The 15215-nt window shown below is 57.9% G+C and carries 14 protein-coding genes; 5 read left to right on the forward strand and 9 right to left on the reverse strand.

Annotated features, from left to right (window positions below):
- Positions 1-329 precede the first annotated feature (329 nt).
- Entirely contained in the window at positions 330-1712 is a 1383-nt protein-coding gene (locus tag BF12_RS0105655; protein WP_024951427.1) for an L-serine ammonia-lyase, read from the reverse strand.
- A 219-nt stretch (positions 1713-1931) separates the two neighbouring features.
- On the opposite strand from BF12_RS0105655, the gene BF12_RS0105660 reads away from it, so the two are divergent.
- The 3 genes from BF12_RS0105660 to BF12_RS0105670 all read left to right on the forward strand — a co-directional run bounded on the left by BF12_RS0105660 (position 1932) and on the right by BF12_RS0105670 (position 4421).
- Positions 1932-2903, forward strand: a complete 972-nt coding sequence (locus BF12_RS0105660; protein ID WP_024951428.1) for a LysR substrate-binding domain-containing protein — start codon at positions 1932-1934, stop codon at positions 2901-2903.
- A 186-nt stretch (positions 2904-3089) separates the two neighbouring features.
- Positions 3090-3824 carry a hypothetical protein gene (locus BF12_RS0105665; RefSeq protein WP_024951429.1) on the forward strand — a complete coding sequence of 245 codons (735 nt, stop codon included), beginning with the start codon at positions 3090-3092 and terminating at the stop codon, positions 3822-3824.
- 270 nt (positions 3825-4094) lie between these two features.
- Positions 4095-4421 carry a S24/S26 family peptidase gene (locus BF12_RS0105670; protein ID WP_024951430.1) on the forward strand — a complete coding sequence of 109 codons (327 nt, stop codon included), beginning with the start codon at positions 4095-4097 and terminating at the stop codon, positions 4419-4421.
- Positions 4422-4584: 163 nt separating this feature from the next.
- On the opposite strand, the gene rpoD is transcribed toward BF12_RS0105670, so the two are convergent.
- The 3 genes from rpoD to rpsU all read right to left on the reverse strand — a co-directional run bounded on the left by rpoD (position 4585) and on the right by rpsU (position 9238).
- Positions 4585-6423, reverse strand: a complete 1839-nt coding sequence (gene rpoD / locus BF12_RS0105675; protein ID WP_024951431.1) for an RNA polymerase sigma factor RpoD — start codon at positions 6421-6423, stop codon at positions 4585-4587.
- Positions 6424-6711: 288 nt separating this feature from the next.
- Positions 6712-8790 (reverse strand): DNA primase, encoded by a 2079-nt coding sequence (gene dnaG / locus BF12_RS0105680; protein WP_024951432.1) that lies wholly within the window; start codon positions 8788-8790, stop codon positions 6712-6714.
- Positions 8791-9022: 232 nt separating this feature from the next.
- Positions 9023-9238 carry a 30S ribosomal protein S21 gene (rpsU, locus tag BF12_RS0105685; protein WP_024951433.1) on the reverse strand — a complete coding sequence of 72 codons (216 nt, stop codon included), beginning with the start codon at positions 9236-9238 and terminating at the stop codon, positions 9023-9025.
- Between the two features lie 483 nt (positions 9239-9721).
- Between rpsU and tsaD the strand changes: the two genes are divergently transcribed.
- Positions 9722-10762 carry a tRNA (adenosine(37)-N6)-threonylcarbamoyltransferase complex transferase subunit TsaD gene (gene tsaD, locus BF12_RS0105690; RefSeq protein WP_024951434.1) on the forward strand — a complete coding sequence of 347 codons (1041 nt, stop codon included), beginning with the start codon at positions 9722-9724 and terminating at the stop codon, positions 10760-10762.
- 129 nt (positions 10763-10891) lie between these two features.
- Here the strand turns inward: tsaD and folK are convergent, their stop codons facing one another.
- Together folK and folB are read right to left on the reverse strand one after the other, a co-directional pair.
- On the reverse strand, positions 10892-11431 hold the full coding sequence (gene folK, locus BF12_RS0105695) for a 2-amino-4-hydroxy-6-hydroxymethyldihydropteridine diphosphokinase (RefSeq protein ID WP_024951435.1): 540 nt from the start codon (positions 11429-11431) through the stop codon (positions 10892-10894).
- Positions 11428-11781: a dihydroneopterin aldolase gene (gene folB / locus BF12_RS18865; protein WP_035159231.1), complete on the reverse strand. Its 354-nt coding sequence runs from the start codon at positions 11779-11781 to the stop codon at positions 11428-11430. The genes folK and folB overlap by 4 nt, the downstream gene beginning before the upstream one ends.
- Positions 11782-11965: 184 nt before the next feature.
- Here folB and plsY point away from each other — a divergent pair, with 184 nt between their 5' ends.
- A complete protein-coding gene (gene plsY, locus BF12_RS0105705; protein WP_084487984.1) occupies positions 11966-12586 on the forward strand; it encodes a glycerol-3-phosphate 1-O-acyltransferase PlsY in 621 nt (206 codons plus the stop codon).
- Positions 12587-12597: 11 nt separating this feature from the next.
- On the opposite strand, the gene BF12_RS0105710 is transcribed toward plsY, so the two are convergent.
- From BF12_RS0105710 to BF12_RS0105720, 3 genes are all read right to left on the reverse strand, one after another.
- Complete coding sequence (locus tag BF12_RS0105710) at positions 12598-13842, reverse strand: tRNA nucleotidyltransferase/poly(A) polymerase-related protein (protein ID WP_024951438.1); 1245 nt, start codon at positions 13840-13842, stop codon at positions 12598-12600.
- 54 nt (positions 13843-13896) lie between these two features.
- Positions 13897-14223, reverse strand: a complete 327-nt coding sequence (glpE, locus tag BF12_RS0105715; RefSeq protein ID WP_024951439.1) for a thiosulfate sulfurtransferase GlpE — start codon at positions 14221-14223, stop codon at positions 13897-13899.
- Positions 14224-14312: 89 nt separating this feature from the next.
- Complete coding sequence (locus tag BF12_RS0105720) at positions 14313-15149, reverse strand: symmetrical bis(5'-nucleosyl)-tetraphosphatase (RefSeq protein WP_024951440.1); 837 nt, start codon at positions 15147-15149, stop codon at positions 14313-14315.
- Positions 15150-15215: the final 66 nt, after the last annotated feature.

Genomic DNA, 15215 nt, shown 5'->3' on the forward strand with positions numbered 1-15215 from the left:
TTACGTTAACGTAAACTAGAACAGCTGATCCCTAGCTGCCAGCACAGACAGGAATTACTCGACCAATAGCCGATATATCAGTTATTTCTTTATCACCCGGGGACCACAGTCCAGTTCAAAGGCCAAGACCACTCTTTCGGATTGCCTCGATGAGTATTCGACAGGCAAAAAAAGACGCCTGTTCAGTCACGGAGATCCGAACTGAAAGGCGTCAAAGAGGGTTGCCGAGCATATGACCTCTGGCCAGAGGCCATACGTTAGCCCCCGAGGGTGGCAAGCCTCCGGGGGATGAAATCGAAATAAAAGCGTCTAGCGCTTACCGAATGCCCTCAACACTCGATGGCATTGACAGCGAGGCCTCCCTTGGAGGTCTCCTTGTATTTGTCCTGCATGTCGCGCCCCGTGTCCCGCATGGTGCGAATGGCCTTGTCCAGCGAGACGAAGTGATCACCGTCACCACACATCGACATTTGCGCGGCATTGATCGCCTTGACTGAGGCGATGGCATTACGCTCGATACACGGAATCTGCACCAGTCCGCCGATGGGGTCACACGTCAGGCCGAGGTTATGCTCAAGACCGATTTCAGCGGCATTCTCGACCTGCTCGGGCGTAGCGCCCATCAGCTCGGCCAGCCCAGCCGCCGCCATGGCACAAGCCGAACCAACCTCGCCCTGACAGCCAACCTCAGCGCCGGAGATGGAGGCGTTCTTCTTGCACAGGATGCCAACGGACGCCGCCGCAAGCAGGAAGTCGACCACATCCTCTTCGCGGGCATCTTCCTGGAATTTCATATAATAACTGAGCACCGCCGGGATGATGCCAGCGGCACCATTGGTCGGGGCTGTGACCATACGACCACCCGCGGCATTCTCTTCATTGACCGCAAGCGCAAACAGGTTGACCCAGTCCATTGCCGAGAACGTCGAGGAAATGATCGACTTACTAGTCTCAACATCAAGCAATCGCGCATGCAGACGCTTGGCGCGTCGCTTGACGTTGAGACCGCCGGGCAAGATTCCATCATGGGTCAGGCCATTGTCGATGCACTCGTTCATCACTTCCCAGATACGCCACAAGCCACGGCGTACCTGCGTTTCACTACGCAGCGAACATTCGTTGGCCATCATCAGCTCACTGATACGCATCTTGTGCATACGACACAGTGCCAGCAGCTCATTGGCCGTATTGAATTCATACGGCAGACGAATGCTTTCATCTTCCAGCAGCGGGTCACGTGCGGCCGCCACTTCATCAACGACAAAGCCACCGCCAACCGAGTAGTAGACATTGCGATACAGCTCATCGCGATGGCCATGAGCGATCAATCGCATGGCGTTCGGATGATAGGGGAGCGGCGCATCGTTCCACTGCATGTCACGCACCCAGACGAAGGGCACCGCGATGCGGTTGTCGAGCATCAGGGTCTGAGATTCCAGTAACTCCTCGACGCAAGGATCGATGATGGCTGGATCAATCGTCTCCGGCAGCTCGCCCATCAGGCCAAGAATGATCGCCTTGTCGGTATTGTGGCCAACTCCGGTCGCGGACAGCGAGCCATGCAACTGCACCTCGATGCGAGCGACACGTGGGAGTAGATCACGCGCCCTCAGCGTCTCGACAAATTCCGCCGCCGCACGCATCGGTCCGACAGTATGCGAACTGGAGGGACCGACACCGACCTTGAAGAGATCAAATACGCTGATGGACATGACAACACCTCGTCTCGAAAGCTCGCCGCGTCTCAGCGCCTGCGAGTGGATGAGGTAATGATGATGGAGATGAGCCTAAAGCGACAAACCATAAAAATTGGCCATGGGTTTAGTTTGACTAAACCATCTGCGATAAAAGCGGCGTAGACTATGCGCTTAGCGTCATCTACCTTCAGTCACACTCGACTTTAGTATTTTCAGACAGATTGAGACTCTCTCATGCTCACCCCTCCTGGCACTCCTTCTGGCCCCACGACACCCAATCCTCGCCATCTGAATGGCCAGACGCATTCCTGGTTGCAGGTATTCGCCTGTGCTGCTCGCCATGCCTCTTTCACGCGGGCCGCAGAAGAACTTCACGTCACCACTGGCGCCGTCAGCCAGCAGATAAAACAGCTCGAAGAACGCCTCGGTTTCAAACTCTTCCTGCGTCGTTCACGCGGACTGGAGCTGACGGGAGAAGGGGCGCGCCTGGCACGTGTCGTTGAGCAATCCTATGGCGCAGTGGGCCTTGAGGTGAAGCGATTGCGTAGTGGTCTGATGAGCGGCGTGCTTCGTCTACGCTCAGTACCGTCCTTCTTGTCCAAGTGGCTGGCGCCGCGCTTGCCACGCCTGCAGGCACGCTTTCCCGACATTGAGCTGCACGTACGTGCCGAGGACAGTGATTCACCACTACGGGAGGGGGATTTCGAGCTAGCAGTCGACCTGAATGATGGCCATTACCCCGGCATGCAAGTCACAGAGCTGATGGAAGAGGAAATCTTCCCTGTCTGCCACCCCGGCCTGATGCGTGGTCGCCCGCCATTGCGCAACGCAGCGGACCTCGCCTGGTATCCACTCCTGCATGATGTGACTGCCTGGCGTGGCAGCCATGATCACGCCGAATGGGAGTTCTATCTGGCCAGCATCGGTGCGCCGGGGGTCAACGTGCAGCGTGGCTATACCTTCAATCGCAACCATCTGTCGATGGAAGCCGCCATTGCAGGAATGGGTGTCTCCATGGCACGCCGTACTCTCATCACGAGCGAGTTGACGAGTGGCACGCTGATCGCTCCCTTTGCTGAACGAGTCTTGACCGGCAAGCGCTACGTCATCGTGCATCCTCATGGCACGCTGGATGACGGGCGAATTCAGGCGGTGCATGACTGGATTGTCGAAGAAGCCGAACGCGATCGATTGCGACAGTCCTGATAACCAAGGAAATGCTGAAGACACCTGCTGATACTGTCCGACATTAGCAATGCGGGCAGCGGTGCTCTGATGGCACCTCACAGTTTTCTTAAGATAATATTAACTCAGCTCATTGGCGGCGTTATAATAAGCAGGCAAACCATACTATTACCTGACAGGCAGTCTTCCGACTGTCCGGAGCGCCTCTTGTCTCGCCTGACATCGCACCCCAACAGCCATAACTCTGTTCCGCTACCCATCAGTGCCGAGCAGCCACTCTATGGCCGCCAGCCGACCTCTCTTTTCATCCAGGCCTGCTTGCGCCTCGCGATCTATGCGCCGCTTGTCGCGGCGATGATGGCGCTGGTCATGCATGATGCACATCACTTCGGTGATATCGGCTTCGGTGAATCCAGCTGGACCGAGCATATGCAAAGCACGCTGCTCGCCCTGAGCGCTGCTGCCATGTGGGCAGTCCATTCACGCCTGCCTGACCTGCGTACCGTCAGCCTGCTGCTGTTCGGTCTGTTTGCCGCATCGCTGATTCGCGAACAAGATGCCCTGCTCGATGAAAGAATCGGTGACGGCAGCTGGCAGATTCTGGTGAGCCTTGTCGCGATACCGGTGCTGATCAGCGTCTGGCGCAATAGAGCGCGCTTCGTGGCGGAATTCGAACATTTCGGTCGCAGCTTTGCCTTCGGCCTGTTCGGCGCCGGGTTTCTGGCGACCTATGTGTTCTCGCGTCTCTATGGCCGCACGGAGTTCTGGGAAACCCTGATGGGAAGCGCCTACCTTCGCTCGGTAAAGAATGCTGCTGAGGAAGTCACTGAGCTGTTTGGCTACACCTTGATGGCAATCGCAGCCATCGAAATCATTCTGTTGGCGATCCGCATGGGCCGCCAACGTCGCGCCAAACTGCGTGAACTAGGAGCGCTGCGCTAGGATCTAGCTAGACACAATGTCTGATCACACCTCCCAGATACTCCACAAAAAAACCGCTGCCCTTAGGGCAGCGGTTTTTTTGTGGCTATCACCATGACTGACACCGAGACTCGCACCTCTATGCACTTGAAATATCATGATTTGTCTGGACTTCAAATGAGAATGATTATATTTTACTAAGAAGTGGATACAATTCAACTATCACCACTGATCGCCGATAGACGAAACAAGACACCGACCGTGCCATGCCCTCATCCTCAGGAGCCTCTCATGCGCTGGTTCAAAAGCTACCGCTTGCACGGTCACAGTCTCGCCCCTCACCTCCCTCAGCACAGTCTGGTCATCAGCATGCGCTGGCTCAATCATTGGCGACTGCCGCTAGGCTCCACCGTCGTCGTGGAGCACCCGCAACTGGGGCAGTTGGTCAAACGCCTGCATCGCATCGATGAAAATGGACGTTTATGGCTTCGCGGCGAGCATCCTGACGGATTGAGCAGCGAACAGATGGGGCCGGTGTCTCGCCACTGTATCAAGGGCAGAGTCATCTTCAGCGTAGCGGCCACTCCTGCACGTCATTCACTCCGCCATGGCGCGTAATAAGCATGGCTAATTCTTACCCCCGCTGAATGCCAGTCACGTCGACTTCTCTCCTCAGCAGTTAGCCTGGCCAAATACGACAACGCCCGCCTCTCCATCAGGAGGGCGGCGTTGTCTATAGCACACTGGCGTTCACACGACGCAGAATAACCGCTTCATGTAATCACTCTTCCATGAAGGAACGCAGTGACTCGGAGCGCGAGGGATGACGCAGCTTGCGCAGCGCTTTCGCCTCGATCTGACGGATACGCTCACGGGTGACATCGAACTGCTTGCCGACTTCCTCGAGCGTATGGTCGGTATTCATGTCAATACCGAAACGCATGCGCAGCACCTTGGCTTCACGTGCGGTCAGGCCAGACAGAATGCCACGAGTCGCTTCGATCAAGCCTTCGCCGGTGGCAGAGTCGATCGGAGACACCATGGTGCCGTCCTCGATAAAGTCACCCAGGTGCGAATCGTCATCATCACCAATGGGCGTCTCCATGGAGATCGGCTCCTTGGCAATCTTGAGCACACGACGCACCTTGTCTTCCGGCATTTCAAGACGCTCGCCGAGCTCTTCTGGCGTCGGCTCGCGCCCCATCTCCTGCAGCATCTGACGCGAAACACGATTGAGCTTGTTGATTGTCTCAATCATGTGCACCGGAATACGAATGGTGCGCGCCTGATCCGCGATGGAGCGAGTGATCGCCTGACGAATCCACCAAGTTGCATAGGTGGAGAACTTGTAACCGCGACGATACTCGAACTTGTCGACTGCCTTCATCAAACCAATGTTGCCTTCCTGAATCAAATCCAGGAACTGCAGGCCACGATTGGTGTACTTCTTGGCAATGGAGATAACCAGGCGCAGGTTGGCTTCGACCATTTCTTTCTTGGCACGGCGTGCCTTGGCCTCACCAATCGACAGACGACGGTTCACTTCCTTGAGACTACTGACCGGCAGCTGGACCATGTCCTGCTCGAAGGCGATCTTGCGCTGAGCGCGAAGCACATCGGCACGGAACGGCTCAAGCTTGTCGGAATACTTCTTGCTTCCGCCGATGAAGCCATCGAACCAGCCCATATCAGACTCGTTACCCGGGAAGGCTTTGATGAAGCTCTTGCGGGGCACCTTGCCGCGCTTGACGAAGATCTGCAGGATGACTTTTTCCTGCTGACGCACCTGCTCGACAGAGACGCGAATCTGACCTACCAAGCGCTCAAAGTGCTTAGGCACCAGCTTGATTGGCGAGAACAACTCGGCCAGACGATCCTGCTCGGCCAACGCCTCGGGAGAACGAAGACCGTATGTCTCGAGAGCTGCCTTGGTCCGTTCGTTCTGCTCACGAATCTGCTCAAAGCGGACGCGCGCAAGCTCCGGATCAGGGCCACCTTCAGACGCAGTATCATCTTCGTCTTCTTCGTCGCCTTCGGTTTCTTCGCCTTCAGGAGTCTCTTCGACTTCTTCGACTTCAACTTCAGCAACACCAGGCACGCCTTCATCAGGATCGATGAAGCCGGAGAAAAGGTCAGACAGACGCCCGCCATCTTCTCCGAGTGTACCGTCGTAGGCTTCCAGGATAGAGTCGACGGCTCCTGGCAAGAATGCCAGTGCCGACATCACCTCACGCGTGCCCTCTTCGATCCGTTTGGCAATTTTAATCTCGCCTTCACGGGTCAGAAGCTCCACGGTACCCATTTCGCGCATGTACATGCGCACAGGATCGGTGGTGCGGCCCACGTCGCTTTCTACCGCAGCGAGAGCGGCAACGGCCTCTTCGGCGGCAGACTCGTCGGTGGAGGAGTCAGACATCATCAAGGTATCGGCATCAGGCGCTACTTCAGAAACCTTGATCCCCATATCATTGATCATGCTGATGATATCTTCTACCTGTTCGGGATCAGCGATATCCTCAGGTAGGTGATCGTTGACCTCGGCATAGGTCAGGTAACCCTGTTCCTTGCCGCGCGCGATCAACTCCTTGAGACGCGACTGCTGCTGCGCATTACCAGCCATAGAACCCCTATCTCGACGAAGAAGAATGAAGCACCTGGACGCGACGCGGCTCAGCGAGTAAGCATGGCGCCGGTATAGGAACGAAGGGAGCATCAAGCGCACCAGTATAGCGTGCCATCAGGAGATGCTGCCAGCGGCGTATTTGCCGGGTCATCCAGGTGTGTTAGCGTAATTGGTTACGTTGCGGCAGTCCGCATCGGGAACTACCTCTTTAAATAGTGTGTGTAGTGGCGTCTTTCAAGGTCAGTTAACGCTTTTTCATCCGCTAAATCCTCGAGCCACTACACATTAGCGCCGCGTTGCCAACTGCATCAGCAGTGCCATCAGCCGCTGCTTCTCTTCTGCAGTTAACTTCTCGCCACACTTTTCCTTGGTCAACAGTGCCTGATACTCCGCTTCCGGCGTGCTGCGTGCTCGCTGATGCTGGCAGTGCTCCACCAGACCTTTGAGCTCCGCACTGCGTACTTCGCGTGGAATCAGCAACTCATGCGCTGCCAATTGCTCCAGACGCGGTCCCTGCGCCGTACCAAGAAAGTGCGCCAACAGCACTTGAGGCGAACGATACTGTCCTGCCTTGAGCAAGCGAATCACCTCGCCCAGCAGTTGAGCATCTTCACTGTCGAGCGATTCACCCGCCCCTTCAATCCAATCATCAGACTCTGGAAGCTCAGCGGCCAACAGCGGTTCATGCACCAACATATGCAACAAGCGTGTCAGCATACTGACTGAGGTACGCTTGCTGGTTGCTTTAGACGCAGTGCGTCGTGCCTGCTGGCCTTGCGCCGCTCCGAATTGTGCAATCCCGTCCTGTGGAGTCCCACCTTGCGGCTCACTACTCGGGTCTTGATGCCAGTCATCAGGCTGCCAACCGCCAGATTCGCCATCACCGAAACCGGCATCCGCCATTTCATCCAGCGACGACCAGTCTTCTACTGCCTCGGCTAGCGTGCCACCTTCCAGTGGGTTGCCTGTCGAAGCGACGCTGGCTGACTGCCGTAACTGTTGATGCTGCTGCAGACGTGCCTGCTGAGCTTCCCGTACGGCGGCGCGCTCCACGAGCATGGCATCCAGACGCTCACGCTCAAGACCACTACGGCGCTCAAGCTCCTTGAGCAGCAACGAACGCAACACGCCTTCTGGTACGCGGGAAATCCATTCCAATGCCTGGGTAACAAAGCGTTCCAGCTGCTCCATGCGCTTCAGGTCGCGACCTTCTGCCGCCTGCTCGAAGAGGAACTCGGATAGCCCCGAGGCACAGGTCACGCGTTTCTCGAACGCCTCCTGCCCCTCCTGACGTACCAATGAATCTGGATCTTCGCCATCAGGCAGAAACAGGAAGCGCGCCTGCCGACCATCGATCATGACGTCCAGCACCGTCTCCAGCGCACGCCGTGCTGCTTGGCGCCCGGCCTTGTCACCATCGAAGCAGAACACCACCTCATCCACCAAACGATAGAGGCGCTTCAAGTGGTCTTCGCTGGTGGCAGTGCCTAGCGTCGCGCAGGCATTGCGAATGCCATACTGCGCCAGCGCTACCACGTCCATATAGCCTTCGACGATCAGCATGCGCTCAAGCTTGCGATTCGCCTCACGCGCTTCATAGAGGCCGTAGAGCTCGCGCCCCTTATGAAACACCGGTGTCTCGGGCGAGTTCAGGTACTTGGGCTTGGCATCGCCCATCACACGACCGCCAAAAGCGATGGTCCGCCCCTTCCAATCCCGAATCGGGAACATCACGCGATCACGGAAGCGATCGTAGCGCCGCCCGCTTTCCTCATGATGGATCAGCAGGCCATATTCGATCTGTACATCCTCGCTGACCCCTAACTTGGTCAGGTGATGCTTGAGGTGCTCCCATCCTTCCGGGGCAAAGCCGATGCCGAAATCACGCATGACCTCACGCGACAGCCCGCGGCCTTCAAGATAATCACGAGCGGGCTGCGCCAGCGGCTCAGTAAGGCGCTGGCGATAGAAGTCGGCTGCCGATTCAAGCAGGTTGACGCCTTCTTCTCGAGCCTGCTCGCGGCGCTGACGCTCACGGCGTTCATGAGGGCTTTGACTCCCTCCTTCACGCGGCACTTCCAACGCCAACCGTGAAGCCAGCTGCTCGACAGCATCAGGGAAAGGCAGACGGTCAAACTCCATCAGAAACTTGAGTGCACTGCCGCTCGCGCCACATCCAAAGCAATGATAGAACTGCTTGTCAGGGATGACATTGAACGACGGTGAATTTTCCTGATGGAAAGGGCACAGGCCAACATAGCTTTTGCCGGCCTTTTTCAGCTGGACGCGCTCACCCACCACCTCGACCACATCGGTACGGGCTAGCAGATCATCGATGAAGCCTTGCGGGATGAGACCAGCCATGGTTCGCCAGAAGTCGTGGAAAAACGGACTGACCGCAAGATAGCACCTGGTCGACATAACACAATCGACGCTACCTTCGGGTCAGGCCATTCCTCGAGAAAACGACGTGTGCAGAAGCGCAAGCACACGGCTCGAGAATAAACGGACCGCTAGAGACAAAAACAAGCGGCCACCGTGAGGCAGCCGCTTGGTGTCCTTCCAGAGAGCAACTATCACTCCCCAAAAGTACGGATCAGTAGAGACGCTCGAAACGCTTGCGCTCACGCTGAACCTTCTTGGCGTGGCGCTTTACAGCGGCCGCCTGCTGACGCTTGCGAACAGCTGTCGGCTTCTCGTAGTGCTCACGACGACGCACTTCGGATAGAACACCGGCTTTTTCGCAGGAGCGCTTGAAACGGCGCAGGGCGACGTCGAACGGCTCGTTGTCACGTACTTTAACTGAAGGCATTAAACACTCACCTACCTTGAGATCATGAGTTCGGTTTGAACGCACATCCGCTGCAGCCACTCCCCAGGAGCTACCTTCAAGCAACGGTAAACCGCCACCTGCAGGCTAATCCGGCATCAATCATTCACCTGCAACACCACCGGTGAGGGTAGCCATTACGGGCAGATTTCATGAATTAGGGAGCTTTTGCGGGGTGGTCGGATGTACGACCCAGTCTTGCAGAGTGCCATATTCTAGACATCTGGCACTGTCTTTGCAAACTCAGCCTGAGCAATCCTGTCTTCACAGACCGCACATGGCCGTTTCCCGGGATGCTCTTTTCTACTGCCACGAGCACTAGACCAAGACTGCCTCACGCGACACTCGGCCCTGCAGTCAGTAGAATGGCGATCATCCACGACGCAACTGACGTGCAGGCATTTGCATTACTGCATGCCCCAGAATGTGTCGTCCTCTTATTCTGATATTTTCTGAGAGTCAGCCATGCGCGTGCTCGGCATCGAGACTTCCTGCGACGAGACCGGCGTCGCCCTTTATGACACCGATGAGGGCCTGCTTGCGGACGCCCTCTACAGCCAGATTGCCATGCATGCCGAGTTCGGTGGCGTGGTACCGGAACTGGCCTCCCGCGATCACACTCGCAAGCTGCTGCCATTGATCCAGCAGGTCATGGATGACGCCAACGTGACGGCCAGCGACATCGATGCCATCACCTATACGGCAGGCCCGGGACTGGTCGGTGCGCTGATGGTCGGCGCCTCTACCGCGCATGGCCTCGCACGCGCATGGCGCGTGCCTGTACTCGGTGTACATCACATGGAAGGCCATCTGTTGGCACCCATGCTGGAAGATGATGCACCGGAATTCCCCTTCGTCGCATTACTGGTGTCTGGCGGACACACGCAGCTGGTCGCCGTGCGCGGATTGGGCGAATACGAGTTGCTGGGCGAGTCCGTTGATGACGCTGCCGGCGAAGCCTTCGACAAGGCCGCCAAGATGCTGGAGCTGCCCTACCCTGGTGGCCCGCAGATCGCCAAACTGGCCGAGGAAGGTGACCCGAAGCGCTATCGCTTCCCACGCCCAATGACCGACCGACCGGGCCTCGACTTCAGCTTCTCTGGTCTCAAGACGCATACCATGGTTACGCTCAAGAAGGCCAAGGCCAGCGGCGAAATGGATGAGCAGCATCGTGCCGATATCGCGCGCGCCTTCGAGGAAGCCGTCGTCGATACGTTAGTGATCAAATGCCGCCGTGCACTGGATAAAACCGGCCTCAAGCGTCTGGTCGTGGCCGGTGGCGTCAGTGCCAACACTCGGCTGCGTGAACGCTTGAGCCTTGAGCTCACCAAGCGCAATGCGCGCGCTTACTATCCACGTGGCTGCTTCTGCACCGATAACGGCGCCATGATTGCTTATGTCGGCGCTCAACGCCTGAATGCTGGCGAACAGGACACCGGCCCGATGCGCGCCGTACCGCGCTGGCCTCTCGATAGCCTCGTCCCCCCAAAATCATCAGGCATTTGATCCCTCGCCAGATACCGTAAAACACACAGAAAAATGCCCTGCCGGATCTCGGCAGGGCATTTTTCGCTGGGTGTGATCAACAGGGCTATCGATAGAGACTGCCATCAGCCTCTTCCCCACACTGCCCATCTAGGCTGTAGCACTGGCCTGAGAGATTCTGCGGCAACGCCAACTGAAATCGACGGTCCACAAGCGCTGCTGCGCTGCATGCCCTTCGGCCATGAAATCATGCCATAAACTGGCGTAATCACGACCACTGAGCGGATGCCGCTCGTCACCGAACGCCTCAGCCAACGGCAATAGCACGAATGCATTACAGTCCACTTCATCGCGCGGCAGCATCACGCCATCGACCTCACCCGTCAGTGAGCCGACAGTGAGCAGATCAATATCCAGCGTGCGCGGACTGAACTTGGGGCTACCCTTGAGCCGACCGTTGGCAAACTCCAATTGCTTGCACCACGCCTGCAATTCACCCACTTCCCAGTCGCAGTCAAATCCCGCCACCAAATTGTAGAAGTTGCGTCCATCGATGAAGCCAACCGGCTCACTCTCATAGACCGACGACAGCGTCAGCGTACCGAAAGTCTCTTCGAGCGCATCCAGACAGAGACTGACGTGGTGATCACGCTCGATATTACTACCGATGGACATCAGCACCAGACTCATGCGAGCTGGCCCATTGCCGGTGCCAACGTGCCACGTTCAATGCGCACGCCCACCGCCGCCGCTTCAGGCACGGCGCCCGGTTTGCGCAGCGTCATGCGCAGCCAGGGGATACTGAATTCTGTACGCAACAATACCGCCAGCCGCTCAGCAAAGGTCTCTACCAGCTCGAAGCGACTCTCATCAGCATACGCCTGTATACGTGCACTGATGGCGGCGTAGTCCAATGTATGCGCCAGGTCATCCCCCGCTGCCGCTGCGCGAATATCAGTGGCCATCTCCAGATCAATTACCAGACGCTGGCGAATGGTACGCTCCCAGTCATAGACTCCAATGACGGTCTCTACGGCCAGAGCTCGATCAGCACACGATCCACGGCGTTACCTCTATGCTTGTCGGATGTACAAATAAAAACGACGCCCAGGGCCCCGCCATCATGCGAGAGATTCTACTGCACCCTGCCCCCGCTTGGCCAAGCTGCCCTCGACCTCCTGCATGCCCTAAAGCGTCATGCAGAACATCACGACGAGGTGACACATGCTGAATGCCTTGATCCATTGGGGGACAGAGCTTACGAGCTGGCAGCAGCTGAGCCTGCTGCTGGCCGCCGCCTATGCTTGTGGCTCAATCCTCGGCGCCGTGTGGTTATGTCAGATATTGCGCCTGTCAGACCCACGCCTTGCGGGATCATTCAACCCGGGGTTCTCCAACGTACTCAGGCTGCACGGCACTCTTCCTGCCATGTTGGTGCTGGCCTTCGATGCCGCCAAGGGCATGCCGGCATTGTGGCTCGCGCTTCAGTTGTCACTGCCACCCTGGGCACTGGGATTGGTCGGACTGGCCGTGCTGGTGGGACATAGTCTGCCGCTGTGGCATCGCGGTCATCGTGGCGGCAAGGCCGTCGCTGCCGCGTTTGGCGTTCTGCTGATACTGGCGCCCGGTGTAGCACTGAGCTGTGCAGCATTATGGATAGGACTGGCGTGGCGACTGCGCACGGCAGCCATCGCCTCTTTGGTGGCAGGCCTGGCCGCACCGCTGTTCAGCCTATGGCTTGCGCCTGAGATGAGCGGCGTGATCCTGGTCTTTTCCAGTCTAATCGTGATCCGGCATGCCCTCAACTTGCGCCGCCTGAGCGACGGCAGCGAGCCGCGCCTGTAAGCCCGACAGCATCAGTGGCCGTGACCACAGCCACACTGCGGCGCATGGACCTCCGGCATGAGATGCCACTCACTCAGTGCCGTATCGATGGCCTGCTCACGCTGCTCGCTCAGCGCGCGGCCGATCTCAGCGCCCTTGAGCCCTTGTGCCACCAGCGATTGCGGAGACACCGCAGTGGCCGCCTTCCAGACCGCATTGCCGAGGCGCGCGAGCCCTGTGTCATCAACCGCCAGCAGCGCGACCAGCACCTGCTGACGCTCGCCACGTCGCCACGCATCGACGCCATCCAGCCATGCCTTGAGATCTGTCGCGGTCACTCCTCCCTTACGCTGCGCAGCCTCGCGCAACTCACGACACAGGCGTGCCTGTTGCGCGGCGTCACGTACAGCACTGGGCAAGCGTAGGTCTTGCGCCAGCACTTCAATCTCATCGCGATCCAGATGCTCCACCAACCGGGCCATACGCCAGCAAACCATCTCGGCCTCGTCTGCCAACCGACGCGGCAAATGATCCAGTTTAACCAGGGCCTGACGCAACATTTCTGCATCACGTGCCAACGCCGGCATCAGCACCGCCAGTGCCCCCAGCTCATCCAACAGCTGGAAATACGCTTCAGGGCTAGCTTCGCCAAGCGCTTTCTCGGTTTCCTTCCAGACACGCTCAGCCACCAGGTGTGAGACTTCACCACTCTCGACCATGCTCACCATCAACCGACGCGTCTCATCGGCCACGGTAAACCCCAGGCCTTGATAACGCGCCAGGAAACGCGCGACACGCAAAACGCGTAGCGGGTCCTCACTGAAAGCAGCAGAGACATGACGCAACACCCGTGCTTCGAGATCAGCGAGGCCTCCATAAGGGTCAACCAGCTCACCCTGCCCAGGCTGACTATCCAGCGGCTCCGCCATCGCATTGATGGTCAGGTCGCGGCGAATCAGGTCTTCTTCCAGCGTCACTTCGGGGCTGGCATGCACACTGAAGCCGACATAGCCGTGCCCCGACTTACGCTCGGTGCGCGCCAATGCATACTCTTCCTGTGTCTTCGGATGCAGAAAGACGGGAAAGTCACGCCCCACGGGACGGAAGCCACGCGACTGCATGTCTTCAACCGTCGCGCCAACCACGACGAAATCGCATTCATGCCACGGCCAGCCAAGGCGGGCGTCGCGCACGGCGCCGCCAACTCGATAGACCTCAAGACCGGTCAACAGACGGTCCGACGACGTGGTGAGCCGATGAGTGGCTATACGGGTCATGCTGCTCTCCTTTTCGCGTGACGAATGATGGCGGGACGGGATGAAGAAAAATGCCTAGCTACCGCTCTCGACGTCATCGCCATGCGTTAGCTGATACTGGGTAAAACCGCCATCGAGGGAGTAGACGTTCTCGAAGCCCTGACCTGCCAACCAAGCAGCAGCCTGCTGACTTGAGTGGCCGTGATAGCAGACCACGACTAGTGGCCGGTCTCGAGGCGTGTCTTCGAAAATAGCGCCTGCGCTAGCATTATCCAGATGACGACTACCCGGGATACGTCCCTGAGTGAAGCTCAGCGGATCGCGAATATCGAGCAAGGCGAGCGGCTGGTCACGTTCACGCCAGTCGCTAAGGGTAGCAAGATCGAGATGTTCGAAACTCATGCGAACTCCGGTAACAAAAGAGGGAATGGGGAGAGGTGCGAGAAGGAGATGAGGGGCAACTTGAATACGAAGAAGATACGGCTAACGAATCAGGCATTAACGGCAGGTTCAAAGACGCGCTCGCCCGTCTCAAGATTCAGGGCCGTTAGCCCTCCGCCCCACACGCACCCGGTATCGAGCGCTTCGGCATCCTGCCGCGCAGCCGGCGTCTTTCCCTCCAGCGCAGCCCAGTGCCCGAACAGCAGGCGCGGGGAGTCATCCCAAGCACCTTCCGGGCGCGGATATTGGAACCAGGGACGATAACCTTCGGGCGCCGAACCGAGGCCCTCCTTGGCCGCGAAGTCCATCCGACCATCCTGGTCAATGAAACGCATACGCGTGAAGACATTGACGATGCAGCGCAGGCGATCCATCCCGCTGAGATCTTCCTGCCAAAGGTCCGGCGTATTGCCGTACATATCGCCCAGAAAATCACGATAATGATCACCACTCAATACCGTCTCGGCCTCACGAGCAAAGGCGACAGACTGATCCAGCGTCCAGCTCGGCAACACGCCGGCATGGCTCATCACCGTGCGACGAGCCCCAATCATGGCTGTCACCATCAGTGGCTGACGGCGCAGCCAGTCGAGCAACTCATCGCGGTCTGGCGCGTCAAGAATGGGCATGAGCGTATCGGAGCGTTTGAGGCGGCCATAGCCTTCTGCCACGGCGAGCAGATGCAGATCATGATTACCCAGCACCACTCGAACGCTATCGCCGAGCGCTTTCACATGACGCAAGCACTCGAGCGAGCCTGGCCCACGATTGACCAAATCCCCCGCAAGCCACAACTCATCGCATTCCGGCTTGAAATCAAGCCGCTCCAGCAGCCGCACGAATTCTTCATGACAGCCCTGCAAATCGCCAATGGCCCACTGTGTCATGCCTGCTCCCTGACCGTCATGACGGCCTGACTCTGGTGAATGCTTGCGCGAAATCGTGTAATGACG

It is taken from the genome of Cobetia crustatorum (assembly GCF_000591415.1).
GTDB lineage: Bacteria > Pseudomonadota > Gammaproteobacteria > Pseudomonadales > Halomonadaceae > Cobetia > Cobetia crustatorum.